Genomic DNA, 12882 nt, shown 5'->3' on the forward strand with positions numbered 1-12882 from the left:
TTATGATGGGCGAAGTATACCTGACTTCATGTAACGGCCCTTGAGCGCACTCTCTCTCGTCCTGCTTTTGCTAGGCGCTTCGGTTCTTGCCGTGGTCGTCTTCCGTCGCTTCAACCTGCCACCGGTACTTGGCTATCTGCTGGTGGGCAGCATTATCGGGCCGCATGCGCTCAACCTGATGCATGACGTGCATCGTGCCGAATATCTGGCGGAGTTCGGCGTCGTTTTCCTGATGTTCTCCATCGGCTTGGAGTTCTCGCTGCCCAAGCTGTATGCGATGAAACGCATCGTGTTCGGTCTGGGCTTGCTGCAGGTTGTCATCACGATGGCGCTGGTTGCCGGTCTGGTGATGTCGTTCGGGGTCAGCTGGCAATTGGGCATTGCTCTGGGGGGCGTCTTCGCCATGTCCTCCACTGCGGTGCTGACAAAGCTGCTGGCCGAGCGCCTACAACTCGATTCGGCTCATGGGCGGGAAATTCTCGGTGTTCTGCTATTTCAGGATCTCGCGGTGGTCCCCTTGCTGGTCGTGATCCCCTCGCTGACCCAGCCGCCAGAAAAACTGGCCATGCTGTTAGGCGTCGCACTCCTGAAAGCGGTCGTCGTATTGGCGGTGATCCTGGTTTTTGGCCAGCGCCTGATGCGCAAGTGGTTCCATTTCGTGGCTAGAGCCAAGTCTTCCGAAGTGTTCGTGCTCAACGTTTTGCTGATCACGCTGAGCTTGGCGACTTTGACCGAATTGGCTGGCTTGTCGCTGGCCCTGGGAGCGTTTGTCGCCGGGATGCTGATCTCGGAAACGGAATATCGGCTTCAGGTGGAGGAGGACATCAAACCCTTCCGCGATGTGCTGATGGGCCTGTTCTTCGTCACCATCGGTGTTAAGCTTGATCTGCATATTCTGCTCGGATTGTGGTGGCAAGTGCTTCTTGCCTTGCTGGGGCTGCTAGCCATCAAGGCGCTGGTGGTGGGGCTGTTGTCCTGGCGCCTCGGTGCCACGCCGGGTAATGCGATTCGCTCTGCGCTCTGGTTGTGCACTGGGGGCGAGTTCGGGTTCGTGCTCCTGGGAGAAATTGTTCGCGTACCGAGGGAAATTCAGCAGGTCGCTTTGACGGTTCTTGTTCTGTCGATGCTGATCGCTCCCTTCATCGTTCATTACAGCGAGCGTATCGTCGTCCGATTCGTCGCCAGCGAATGGTTGATGCGCTCGATGCAGCTGACGCAGATTGCCGCCCAATCGATGGGGACGGAGAAGCATGCGATCCTTTGCGGGTTTGGCCGTAGCGGGCAATATCTCGCGCGTTTTCTTGGGCAGGAGGGCGTCAATTACATCGCGCTCGACCTCGATCCCGATCGGGTGCGTGAAGCGGCGGCCGGTGGTGAGAGCGTGGTCTTTGGCGATGCCGGGCGCAAGGAGGCGTTGATCGCGGCCGGCCTGATGCGTGCCTCCGTGTTGATCATCACGATTTCGGATACTGCGCTGGCAGAGAAGGTGTTGCACCATGTCCACGAGTTGCGCCCGGACCTGCCCGTCGTGGTGCGAACCTTCGACGAGCGGGACATGGAGCGTCTGAACAAAGCCGGTGCGGCCGAGGTGGTGCCGGAAGCGCTGGAGGCCAGTCTGATGCTGGCCTCGCATGCCTTGGTGCTGCTCGGCGTCCCAATCAATCGGGTGTTGAAGCGAGTTCGTCAGACCCGGGCCAAACGTTATAGCCTGCTGCGCGGCTTCTATCGCGGCCAAACCGACCGCGAGCGCGACGAGGATGACGAGCATCATTTGCCAAGACTTCATTCGGTTCTCTTGGCTGCCGGTTCAGCTGGTATTGGCCAAACGCTCGATGAACTCAATCTTGACGCCCTGAACTGCGAAGTCAGTGCCATCCGTCGTCGCGGCATTCGGGCACTTGAGCCAGAGCCGGAAACCCGTCTTCAGGAAGGTGACGTCGTCGTTGTCTTGGGCGAGCCGGAAGCGGTGATGGCGGCCGAGCAGCGCTTGCTGCAGAAATAAGAAAGCCCGCCGAGGCGGGCTTTATTTGCTCTGATTGGTTATTAATCAGAGGGTTTTGCAAACTGTATATAGAGTCACTCCATCATCAATATAGGTCGCAGCTGAGGCTGCACGTGATGGGTTTGCACCACCGTCAGCAGCAACGTTGCCGGCTTGAGTATAGCCACGGACCGTTCCGCGACCTGGGGTGCCATCGTCAAACTGCGTATCAATGGCTACAGCGACTTTTCCAGGTAGGTTGGAGGTGCAGACAACGAGCCCTGCAAGCTCAACGGCTCCAGCGGCGCCAGTGTTAGTTTGGGCTCCTAAAATTCCGCCAACAGCGTTGTTGGGTTGATCCTTGGTGGCAGTGTCGCCACCCACAAAGCCGGCAAGACGAAGATGCTGCCAAAACTCTCTGGATTCCGTACCAGCAGCGTTGGCATTAAATTCGCCCGTAACCTGACCGTCTCCATTGCCGTTTGTAGCCGCTGGGTTGGCCCAGCGAGCTGCTGCTCCGCTGTCATCGCCTGGGAAGCGCTTGTATCGATCCTGATACCCGTAAATGGCTGCGGTAATCCCAGTCAGATCGTTGGCGACGTTCTTGATCTTGGCTTGAGTGATCAGTTCCTGCCCCTTCAGTACACCGCCCAGTAGCAGGCCAATAATGACCAGAACGATGGCGATTTCGACGAGGGTGAAGCCTTTTTGGTGGCTTTTCATGGCATGCTCCGTAATGAGTGGATGCAATCACACGTGCAATAAATGTGCCTATTCTCTTTTGTGGGGTTTTTGGTGGTTTTTTGCGATTTGTGGCATTCGTGGTGTCAATAAATGAACAGTTTGGTTGAAATATGAACGCTGGCTGGCGGGCGGATTTCGGCTATCGTTTGAGCCAACATCCCCATCTGCTTTTGGCTGGCCACCTGTTGGCCCTGCATGCTTTGGCTTTCGGCGGTTGGCACAGCCCTGTGCTCAGGGTCCTGTGGGTTGTTGCCATCGGGCTATTTCTGATGTGGCAGCCTTTCGTGGCCGGCGAGCGGCGAATCAGCCTGGGGCAAGGAGCGCTGTTGCTGGGGGCGGTGCTGTTGTCGACCCTGTTCCTGAATCCCTGGCTATTGCTGATCTGGTGTGGAGCCCTGGGCGCGGCTATCGGCGGGCGGGTGTTATGGACCGAACGACGTGGGGAGCGCTCGGGTTATCTGCTGGCCTTTGGTTTTCTGGTGACCGTGACGGTGCTGGGTGTCGTGCCTGAAGTTTCGGCAACCGTGTCTACCGATCCGCTACCGCGCGAGCTGTTCGCCCGCTGGTTGCCCTGGTTACTGCCCTCGCTGGTTTTGTTCCCTGCCCAGGCGCCGCGTCGTCGTGCCGGCGATGCCTTCGATTTGTTCTACGGAGTGCTGGTCTTTCTGGTTCTGGCGGTGTTCGTTCTGGGGGCTTTGGCGTATATGCTGGTGGGCGGTGTCGGGTATATCCGGGCACTGGTCCATACTTCGCTGGCTTTGGCCGGCGCCTTGCTGCTCGTTGCCTGGGCCTGGAATCCGCGCGGCGGTTTTTCGGGGATCGGCTCGGCGCTGTCGCGCTATTTGTTGAGCGTGGGCATGCCGGTCGAGCAGTGGCTGGTGCAATTGGCCGAAGATCGAGTGCGCGAGCCCGAGCCTCGCCGTTTCCTGAATCTCATATGCCAGCGCCTGCAAACGATTCCGTGGGTGCTGGGCGCCGCTTGGGAAAATCGGGCGGATGGCGATGGCGCCTCGTTTGGCGAGGCAACCGGCCACGCCCATGGATGCGAAGTGGATGGGGTCTTGTTGTCCGTATATTTTCGCCATCCACCTTCGCCGGCCATGCGCTGGCATCTGGAGTGGCTGCTCCGTTTGGCGCTGGAGTTCTATCAGGTGAAGCGTCAGGCGTACGAGTTGCAGCGCCTGAATTATCAGCGGGCGGTTTACGAGACTGGGGCGCGGGTCACGCACGATGTGAAGAACCTGCTGCAATCCCTGCAAACCCTGTGCTATGCCGCCGCTCAGCCGGCCGATCCGGCGGAACTCAGTGGCCTCTTGCGGCGACAGTTGCCGCAGATTGCCGAGCGCCTGAAGGGGACGCTCGACAAATTGCAGGCGCCCAGTCTGGAGGTGCCGGAATGGGCGGATGCTGCCGTATGGTGGGCGGCGTTGCGTGAGCGCTATGCGCATGCCAATCTACTTTGGGAAGGCGAGGCAGAGCCGGGCAAGCGTTTGCCCGGGACGCTGTTTGACAGTGTGGCCGAGAACCTGCTGCAGAATACTCTGGCCAAGCGCCAGCGGAACCTCAGTTTGGAAGTCCGTGTATCTTTCCTGAACGGCGCCTTGAGAGTTCGGGACGATGGCGACAGCATCGCGCCAGATATGGCGGCCGTGCTCTTGCGTGAGCCGGTACCGTCGGAGGATGGCCTGGGGATCGGCTTGTTCCATGCTGCCCGTCAGGCGGAAGCGGCGGGCTATCGGCTGGAATTGAGCATCAACGAGCCGGGGCTGGTCGAGTTCAGCCTGTCAGCTCGTCCAATGTGATGGGGGCGGCTGCCGGGTCGTTGCCTTGATTGCCGATCAGGCGATAGACGACGGTGTTGCCCTTGCCTTTCAGATAGATGGTCTGCGGCTCATGGAAGGCGAAATCGGCAGCCAGGCGTTTGTAGGTGGTGGCGTCGACCTGGATCATGCCGGGCACCCCCTCGCTGGTGATGCGGCTGGCCAGATTGACCGTGTCGCCCCAGAGGTCGTAGATGAATTTCTTCTTGCCGACGACGCCGGCGACGACCGGGCCGGTCCCGATCCCGATACGTACGTCGAGATGCATGTCGTTGACGGCGTAATCGCGTTGCAGCAGGTCGCGCATGGCCATCGCCAGTTCGGCGATGGAGCGGGTGTAATTGCTCTGTTCGTTGTTCAGGCCGCCGGCCACCATGTAGGCATCGCCGATGGTCTTGATCTTCTCCATGCCGAACTGCTCGGCCAGTTCGTCGAACGACGAGAATATCCGGTTCAGCATGGCGAAAACCTGCTGCGGCGTCATGCCCTCGGCGACCTTGGTGAAATTGACGATGTCGACGAACATCACCGTCACGTCGCCGAAGCCATCGGCGATGGTCTGGCAGTCGTGCTTCAGCCGTTCGGCCACGGGGCCGGGGAGGATGTTGAGCAGCAGACGCTCCGATCGCTCCTGTTCCTGCTGCAGTAAGTGGTGGGTTTCTTCCAAGTTGGCCTGGAGCTTGGCTTTTTCGATCACCGAATAACGCACCAGCAGATAGACGATGCTTGAGATGGCCGCGAAATTCAGGGCAAAGAAAAAGACGCTGGTCTTGATCGGCACCTTCGCTGGCGTGCTGGCGATGACGTCGGCCAGGAAGTAATCGAAGAAGCCGGACATCGCGGTCAGGGCGATATAGGCAACGAACCACGCAATCGACTCGCGGGCGCCGAAGAACAGGATGGCACCGATCGGGGCGAGCAGCCCCCACAGGCTGGTGCCGCTGGCCGTGATGAAGTTGCCGATGCTCCATTGGACGGCAAACGGTGCAAACAGGAAGAGCGCCAGCTGGAGGTAGCGGAAAAGATTGAAATTGCCGCTCTGGAAGAAGTAGAGCAGGTTGCCGACCAGCAGCATCTGGAAGACAAAGGGGGCGGTGACCGAGAACCCGGGGCCCATTTGCCCGTAGAGGAAGAGCCAGAGCATCGACCCCGTGCATACCAGGCCGGTGGCGAAGACCAGTAGCGACTTCTGCAACCGGGTTTCGGCGTCGTCTTCGGGGCGGATACCGCCGCTGCGTAGCGAGGCGAGGAAGGATGGCCGATTGGACACGGACTCGTTATCTGGCTGCATTGGATGGGGTATATCCAGTGTGGCAGTCGTGCTCCGCTAGGTCAATATGCAAAAAGTGTGATGAAGAAATGTCAGGGTAATTTTCCGGCGGCGACCAGCTTGGACTTCAGGATGCTCGGGTTGATCCAGGTGAGCAGGTCGTCGAAGGTCTCGGTCGGGGTGTGGGCAATGAACAGGGTGTCGGCGTCGGCATTTTCGGCCTCTTCGCCAGCAGCGCCGGGGATTTGGCTGCCGCTGTTCTGATACCCGCCCGCTCCGCGACTGCCGTGACAGACGATGACTGCCGGCAAGGCGCTGGCCAGGTCGCTGCCGGCGGCAAGCGACTCTTTGATACTGGCGTTGCCCACTGTGTCGAGGGTGAATGCAGCTGTGGCACCGGCTGCGACGGCTGTGGTGAAATTATTGTTGGCGTAATAGGTCAGCCGCTGACCCCAGGGATCGGTTTCGGGCAGCCCGAGGGTAGCCCAGGGCAGGACGCCGTGCTGGCTGGCACAGTTTTCCTTGCCGGCGTTGGCGTCGGACGTGGCCAGGGTGGCCACGGCGGGGCAGGGCAGGCGGCCGTTCGTGATGGCAAAACCAAGCAGTGCCTCGCGGGCGTTGTCGAGTTGGCGCTGGGCGTCCTGATTCGCGATAGCGTCGCGCTGGGCGGTGATGCCGAGGATCAGTCCGCTCGACAAGAGCGCAATGATGACCAGAACGATGGTCAGTTCGATCAGCGAGAAACCGGTTTGGAAGCGGAGCGGGCGGGGCATGCGTTAGGCCTAGTAAGCCAGTCTGTCGTTGAAGGTAGCCGAAGGCGGCGTCGCCGTAAAGCTCAGGCTGGGAGTGGCGGCGTCGCCGTTGCGCGAAGCGTCGGCATTGCTTCCTTCGAGGAAATTGGCGACGGATTGCGTACCGTGGTTTTGGCCGGACAGGGCTCGCCCGGCAGCAATGGCGACGACGTGCAGGTTGCGGGTTGCGTTGACGGTCAATTGGCCGGGCACGGTGCGCAATGGGTGGCTTATTTGATAGAAGAGGGTATTGCTCCAGGCGTTGTTGCTCCACCAGCTGGCGGTATTGGCCAGCAGGAAATCGCAGCGGCTGGCCAGCCAGATGATCGGGCTGGCGCTGGCCTTGCTGCTCGACAACAGCGCATTGAGCGCGTTGCCGCGACTGATGACCTGATTGATCTGGTTGACGGTGGCAGCGAGCGCAGCGATGGCCTGGGCTTGCCGCTCGGCGTTGGGGGCTGCCAGATAGGCCTGCAAGGCGGCCAGTGTGCCGCTGCTCGCTTGCAGACCGGCGAGGGCGGAACTCGCGGCCGCGTAGCCGGAAGTGTCGAGCACCGCGGCGCTGCTGGCGCTGGTGCCGCTGGCGACCGGGTTGGCCTTGGCCAGGGGGGCGATCAGCGCGGCGTTGTCAGAAATGGTTTTTGCCCAAATAGCGATGTGCACCGCAGCAGTGTCCAAAGTCGTCGCGTAGGGCGTGATGGTTCTTTGGTTGGGGCGAGGCCGGCGTGTATCGACGCTGACGAAGGCATCGCGAGCGCTGTCGTAGGCGGTGATGGCGGCGGCCAGGCTGGTGTGGGTGAGGTTGTTGTCGACGGCTTCGTTGCCGGCGATGGCAGCGCGCAGTCCGTCGAGACTGGTCAGCACAGCGCTCATGGCCGTCGCGACCGCGGCATAGTCCGGCGAACTGGCTTGGGCGGCGGTGAGTGCGCTGGCCAGTGCGGCGGTGGACGCATTGCGGGCGGTGACCACAGCCGATACACCGGTGGTGATGCCTTCGACGGTCGTTTTCGCATTGGCCAGCGCTGTGCGCAGGCTGGTCAGATTGGTTTCGTTGGGCGCGCTGGAGAGTGCGGAACTCAGGCTGGACAGGGCGTCGCGAAGATCACGAGCTTCGCCGGAGAGTATCGATACGCGGCTGGCCTCGACGGCCTGCTGCAAACTGGCGAGGGCGCTACGCAGAGCGTTGGCGTCGTTGCGGGCGGCGGTGAGTTGGACGGCGTTCCAGGGCATCTGTGCGGCCAAGCGGGCTGAGGCCGCGGCGGTGTTGGCGGCGCTCTGGGCGGTGCTGAGCGCCGGCAGGATGTCGGCGCGAGCCGTCGTTGTCGCAGCGAGATGGTCGGCGATGGCATTGCCCAGCGTCTGCAGGCCGGCGGCGCTCGTGGTGGCGGCGAGCGATGTTTGCCATTGCTGCAGTTGCCAGGGGAAGGCGTCGAGGCCGAGTTCGTCGAGGGCGCGGAGCAGCGTGGCCTGGTCGGTGTCGGTCGTGCTGCCGCTTAGGGAGCGGATGGTGGTGCCTTCGCTGACCGCGATACGGCCATTGGCGACGGCTAGATCGATGGCGGTGTCGAGCGATTGCATCTCGCCCAGGACATTGTCGGCGTATTGCTTGAGCTGGTTGGCGGAAGAGAAGATGGCATCGAACAGATTGCGTGCTTGCAGCAGCGCGTCGGCCAGGGTGTTCAGTGCGGTGAGTTGGGCGTTGCCGTCCGTGGCCGCAGAGAGCAGGGTCAGGGTTTGCGTCAGCCTTGCCAACACCGCCTGCAAGGCGGCTTCCGGTCCGCTCGTCGGTTGTGTGCTCGGGACGCGGCCAAACAGGCTGTTTTCCTTGCCTTGGTAGCTGCTGGCCGAGAAGGGCGCGGGCCAGGGGTAACGTTGCTGCGGGTTGGCCGACGACAGCGCGTGTTGGTCCAGACAGCTGCGCACTTCGTTGGCGATGCGTTTTTCGACGGCGGCCATCAACTCCTGACGGGTGACGATCAGCACTTCGTCGTTGAAGGTGTCGCTACGCGGGCCGGTGACGTAGATGTTGTCGTTGCCATTGCCGTTTTCGCCGTCGAGATAGTCGCTCGGGGTGTTCGATGGTCGTGTCTGGCCGGTGACTGGGCTGTGGGCGGCGATGATCAGGGCGGCGATGTCAGTGTTGCCATCGACGGTCAGCCCGCTGCCCGTGTCGCTGTTGATTGGCTGGGCACTGCTGTGGTTGCGCAGGTTGGGAGCGAGCACGTACCACAGGCGGGTGCCCGTGTCGTCGGTGAGTTCAGGCAGCTTCAGCGTGACCCACGGTAGCCAGCCGACGTAGCTGGGGCAGATGTTGGTCGTGAAGAAGTCGGTCTTGCCGTCGCCCGGCACATTGCTAAGCCCGGCCGAGTTGGTGACGAGATCGGGGCAGGGCAGGCTGCCGGGCCGCTCGGCATCGGTCACGGCATAGGCGATCAGCGCCTCCTTGGCCCTGGCCAGCGTATTGGCGACTTCGGTGCGTTGGCGGGCAGCACTGAATTCGAGATTGTTGCCGCGATAGAACAGGTAACCGCCTGTCGTGGCGAGCAGGATCAGGAGCATCCACAATGCGACGCCCCGTTGTCGGCCAGGCGGGGCGGTGGGTTTCATTTGGCTTTGCCGCCGCGTCTGATGACGATCTGGCCGTCGCCGATGACGCTCTGGCGCTCGCCGGTGGCCGGCAGCAGGGTGTCGCCGACCGGAATCTGCGGCGGCGGCATGGCATTGTCCCAGTCGGCTTCGCCGTTGATCCAGTGCATGCGCTTGCCGCTGCTACGGCGGATAACGCCGTTCAGCGTGACGGCACTTTCGCCATCCAGCGCATTGGGCAGGAAGCCGGGATTCTGCAGGCGTTGCCGGTCGAGGGCGGCGCGCTGCTGCGGTGTCAGGAAAAGGCGGCCCAGGCTTTCGCTTTCCGCCGGGCAGGTGGAGGCGAGCAGGATGAGGGGGAGCGCGAGGAGCCAGGCCTTCATTTCGCTTTTCCGGTGGGGCGCAAGGTCAGCCATTGCATTTCGCAGTCGGCGACGAACTGGGCGAAGGCTTCGCGGTTGTCGCCGACGCGCGCCAGCGGTGCCACTTTGCAGGAGCGAACGAGTACCATCGCCTTGGCCGAGCCTTGGATGCGCTCAAGGAAACGCAGCAGATCCTCTTCGTGCAGCAGGCGAAGTTGCAGCTTGGCCGGGCTGGCAAACCAGCTGTAGGGGGTGCCGTTGCCGGCGTCGACCGGCATCTGGGCGCCGAATTCGTACTTGAGGCCGGGGATGCGCAGCTCGCGTTGGGTCTCGGCCAGCAACTCGGTCCAGTCTAGGCGTTTTTCGTCACCGATGATGCCGCGCTTTTCCAGTTGCTGGAACAGGGTGGCGCGTTGCTTCAGGTCTTCTTCTTCGGTGCGTACCTGGGACAGGCGTTGCTCGATCTGGCGCCGCGCGCGTTCGGCGGCTTCGCGCTTGCCGGCGGCATTTTGGGCATCGCGGGCGGTGAAGTAGGCGACGCTGAGCCCAATGGCGCTCATCAGTACCGCCAGCAGGAGCGGCAGGCTGAGACGGCGGAGATCGCGCGCACCGAATTTCATGGCGTCAGGCTCCGCGAAATTTCGATGGCGAAGGGGCGGGACTGCATGGCCGTATCGTCGTTGTCGCCGCCGCGCAGCGAACGGCCGGATTCGAGGTCGAAGGGCTGCTGCACCACATTGACCAGGAGGTTGCGGTCGCTGCCGAGCAGTTCGACCAGGCGGTCGAAGGCGGTCAAGGTCTGGCGTGGCGTGGCGCGCTCGAGGTTGAGCGTGCCGCGCAGCGTGGCGCTCTCAAGGTTGCCGGCGAGGCCGACTGCTGCGGTGGACTTGCCGGAAAGGCCAATTTTCCAGTCCAGCGTTTCGAGCTGTACCGCCGGCATCTGATCGAGGGCGCGGCTGATGCTGCGCCACAGGCTGTCGGGACGGCGCTGCTGCGTCTGGAATTCTCCGTAGCGCGTGGTCACCCGGCGCAAGGTGTCATTGTCCAGGCTGAGTTGCGGGAAAGTGGCGGCGATATCGCGGTAGCGTTGTTGCAATTGGACTTCGCTGGCTGCCAGTTCTTCCGCTTCCCCACGCAGGCTGTGGCTTTCGTAGGCCTCCTTGGCGGCGAACAGCAGGCCGCCAAGCAGCACGGTCAGGCCGGCAGCCAGGATACCGGTGCGCAGCTTGCCGATCAGGTGATGGTGGCGATGCGCGACGGCAGCGAATTGCTGCGCCGGCGGGGCCGTGGCGAGCAATTGCAGGAACAGGCGCTCGCTGCGGTTGTCCTCGGGCGGCGATTTCAGGTGCAGGGCGTGCGCCGCCGACAGGCTGTCGATCAGCGCGAATTCGAGCGGGCTGCGTTCCGGCAGGTGACGCTCGATGGCCGGTAGGGTCGAGGCATGCGCGACGATGAAGACTGGCATTTTTTCATCGCGACCGACCTGGCGTTGGCCGAGCAGGTATTGATGCAGCTTGCCGGCCTCGGCGACGAAGGTGGCGGCGATACCGGCAATGCTGCTGTCGCTCAGCGGGGCCATGCGGGAGAAGATGGGCTGGCCGTCGACCAGGAAACTCTCGCGGATCGAATGGTCTTGCAGGGTCAGCAGCAGGGCGCGCTTGTTCGGGTGCCCGAGCTTTTTCAGCAACAGCCCGCCGAGTTGGGAAACCGAATAAACGCCAGTCAGGGGCGCCTCGGCGGCATCAAGGCGCTGCAGCCACGGTTCGAAATGAGCCGGATTGGTCAGCGCGCTGAGCAGCAGGCGCTCGTTCTTGCGCGCGGTTTTTTCGTAGCCGAGCGAAACCGCGAGGGAAAGCGGGCTGCCGAGAAAATGCTGGCCGATCTTGCGGGTAATCAGCGCCTGGCGGTCCTTGCCTTGCAGGAAGGGAATGGTCTCGACGACATGGCCTTCCTCGCCGACGTTGGCGAGCAGGGTGTAGTGGCTGTCGGCGTGGTCGCCCAGATAGCGGGCGAAACGCTCGTATTCGGCATCGTTGTTGTCGAACACATCCTCGACCGACAGATGCCCGTGCTGCCAGGCGTAGGCAGTTAGCCGATGGGTGTTCAGGTAGAGCAGCCGCTGGCGCATCATGTCTTCAGCCGGCTGATGACGTCGTAGATCGGTCCGATGACCGACAGCATGATCCAGCCGAGCAGGGCACCCATGATCAGCGTGAGCAGCGGTTCGATCATGGTCTGGGCCTTGCCGACAGATTCCTTGACGTCGCGGTTGTAGAAATAGGAAACGTTGAGCAGGGCCTTGTCGAGTGCGCCGGTGTTTTCACCGACGCGCAGCATGCGCACGACCAGCGGCGGAAAGAGGCCGACATCGTGGAAAGCGGCCGCGACGTTGCGCCCCTCGCGGATCGATTGCTCGACGCGCTGCAAGGCCTGGCGGACGACCCGGTTGCCAACGATGTGTTGCGTCGTGCGGATCGATTCGAGTACCGGGATGCCCGACGAATAGAGCATGGCGAAGGTGTTGGCGAAGCGCGACAGGATGATCTTCTTCAGGATGCCACCGACCACTGGCAGGCCGAGTTTGATGCCGTCGAAACGGACGCGGGCGAGCGGATTGCTTTGCAGGACCAGTTGCAGGGCGACGATGCCAAGGATGGGCAAGATGATCAGCAGCGGCCACCAGGCGACCAGCAGGTCAGAAACGAAAAAGAGTGCCTTGGTCTGCGGCGGTAGCGTCTGCCCCATGTTCTTCACGAAGCTCTTCAGTTGCGGGACCATGTAGATCATCAGGAAGACGGTGGCGGCGATGACCACGGTGGCGACGAAGCTCGGGTACATCAAGAGTTTCTTGGTGTGCGAGGCGAGTTCATCCTCCCATTTCAGCGATTCGGTCAGACTGGCCAGCACCTCGGGCAGGCGCCCGGTCGCCTCGCCGGCGCGGATCAGGTTGACGAAGACCTGGCTGAACACATCGGATTGGGCTTCCATGGCTTCAGAGAGCGTCTGGCCGCCTTCGATGTTTTCGATCAAGCCGGCGATCACCTCGCGGAAACGCGGGTGTTCGGTCGAGTCACGCAGATCGGTCAGGCCTTCGAGGATGGGTACGCCGGCTTGCGACAACTGCTCGAGATGGAAGCAGAAATTGATCAGCTCCGGTCGCGGGATGGCACGTTTGCCGAACAGCGAGCGCTGCTGCACCGGGTTGCCGGTGACTAGGTCGAGATCCATGCGTTTCAGGCGCATTTCCAGGTCGACCAGATTGATCGCGTCGAGTCGTCCGTATTGCATGCGCCCTTCGACGCTGACGGCCTTGTAGTCGTAGAGCATG

At 62.1% G+C, this 12882-nt stretch carries 10 protein-coding genes; 2 read left to right on the forward strand and 8 right to left on the reverse strand.

The window, feature by feature from the left end:
- Positions 1-40: 40 nt before the first annotated feature.
- Positions 41-2002: a monovalent cation:proton antiporter-2 (CPA2) family protein gene (locus WIF35_RS15215; protein ID WP_412479074.1), complete on the forward strand. Its 1962-nt coding sequence runs from the start codon at positions 41-43 to the stop codon at positions 2000-2002.
- 45 nt (positions 2003-2047) lie between these two features.
- On the opposite strand, the gene WIF35_RS15220 is transcribed toward WIF35_RS15215, so the two are convergent.
- Positions 2048-2704 (reverse strand): prepilin-type N-terminal cleavage/methylation domain-containing protein, encoded by a 657-nt coding sequence (locus tag WIF35_RS15220; RefSeq protein WP_412479075.1) that lies wholly within the window; start codon positions 2702-2704, stop codon positions 2048-2050.
- Positions 2705-2835: 131 nt separating this feature from the next.
- Here WIF35_RS15220 and WIF35_RS15225 point away from each other — a divergent pair, with 131 nt between their 5' ends.
- Positions 2836-4527 carry a hypothetical protein gene (locus WIF35_RS15225; RefSeq protein WP_412479076.1) on the forward strand — a complete coding sequence of 564 codons (1692 nt, stop codon included), beginning with the start codon at positions 2836-2838 and terminating at the stop codon, positions 4525-4527.
- Here the strand turns inward: WIF35_RS15225 and WIF35_RS15230 are convergent.
- The 7 genes from WIF35_RS15230 to WIF35_RS15260 all read right to left on the reverse strand — a co-directional run bounded on the left by WIF35_RS15230 (position 4502) and on the right by WIF35_RS15260 (position 12881).
- A complete protein-coding gene (locus WIF35_RS15230) occupies positions 4502-5815 on the reverse strand; it encodes an adenylate/guanylate cyclase domain-containing protein (RefSeq protein WP_412479077.1) in 1314 nt (437 codons plus the stop codon). The two genes, WIF35_RS15225 and WIF35_RS15230, sit on opposite strands and share 26 nt — an antisense overlap.
- A 92-nt stretch (positions 5816-5907) precedes the next feature.
- On the reverse strand, positions 5908-6588 hold the full coding sequence (locus WIF35_RS15235) for a type II secretion system protein (RefSeq protein WP_412479078.1): 681 nt from the start codon (positions 6586-6588) through the stop codon (positions 5908-5910).
- A 9-nt stretch (positions 6589-6597) separates the two neighbouring features.
- Entirely contained in the window at positions 6598-9213 is a 2616-nt protein-coding gene (locus tag WIF35_RS15240; RefSeq protein ID WP_412479079.1) for a hypothetical protein, read from the reverse strand.
- Entirely contained in the window at positions 9210-9575 is a 366-nt protein-coding gene (locus tag WIF35_RS15245; RefSeq protein WP_412479080.1) for a hypothetical protein, read from the reverse strand. The genes WIF35_RS15240 and WIF35_RS15245 overlap by 4 nt, the downstream gene beginning before the upstream one ends.
- Positions 9572-10174, reverse strand: a complete 603-nt coding sequence (locus WIF35_RS15250) for a hypothetical protein (protein WP_412479081.1) — start codon at positions 10172-10174, stop codon at positions 9572-9574. The genes WIF35_RS15245 and WIF35_RS15250 overlap by 4 nt, the downstream gene beginning before the upstream one ends.
- Complete coding sequence (locus WIF35_RS15255) at positions 10171-11685, reverse strand: hypothetical protein (RefSeq protein ID WP_412479082.1); 1515 nt, start codon at positions 11683-11685, stop codon at positions 10171-10173. The genes WIF35_RS15250 and WIF35_RS15255 overlap by 4 nt, the downstream gene beginning before the upstream one ends.
- Complete coding sequence (locus WIF35_RS15260; protein WP_412479083.1) at positions 11682-12881, reverse strand: type II secretion system F family protein; 1200 nt, start codon at positions 12879-12881, stop codon at positions 11682-11684. Before WIF35_RS15260 ends, WIF35_RS15255 begins: the two co-directional genes overlap by 4 nt.
- Position 12882: the final 1 nt, after the last annotated feature.

The sequence above is a fragment of the Azonexus sp. IMCC34839 genome (genome assembly GCF_047047955.1).
Classification (GTDB): domain Bacteria; phylum Pseudomonadota; class Gammaproteobacteria; order Burkholderiales; family Rhodocyclaceae; genus Azonexus.

Excerpts from the sequence above, each read along its gene's own strand:
- WIF35_RS15220 (WP_412479075.1), bottom strand. The coding sequence starts at position 2,704 with ATGAAAAGCCACCAAAAAGGCTTCACCCTCGTCGAAATCGCCATCGTT.
- WIF35_RS15225 (WP_412479076.1), top strand. The coding sequence starts at position 2,836 with ATGAACGCTGGCTGGCGGGCGGATTTCGGCTATCGTTTGAGCCAACAT.
- WIF35_RS15235 (WP_412479078.1), bottom strand. The coding sequence starts at position 6,588 with ATGCCCCGCCCGCTCCGCTTCCAAACCGGTTTCTCGCTGATCGAACTG.
- WIF35_RS15240 (WP_412479079.1), bottom strand. The coding sequence starts at position 9,213 with ATGAAACCCACCGCCCCGCCTGGCCGACAACGGGGCGTCGCATTGTGG.
- WIF35_RS15245 (WP_412479080.1), bottom strand. The coding sequence starts at position 9,575 with ATGAAGGCCTGGCTCCTCGCGCTCCCCCTCATCCTGCTCGCCTCCACC.
- WIF35_RS15250 (WP_412479081.1), bottom strand. The coding sequence starts at position 10,174 with ATGAAATTCGGTGCGCGCGATCTCCGCCGTCTCAGCCTGCCGCTCCTG.
- WIF35_RS15255 (WP_412479082.1), bottom strand. The coding sequence starts at position 11,685 with ATGATGCGCCAGCGGCTGCTCTACCTGAACACCCATCGGCTAACTGCC.
- WIF35_RS15260 (WP_412479083.1), bottom strand. The coding sequence starts at position 12,881 with ATGCTCTACGACTACAAGGCCGTCAGCGTCGAAGGGCGCATGCAATAC.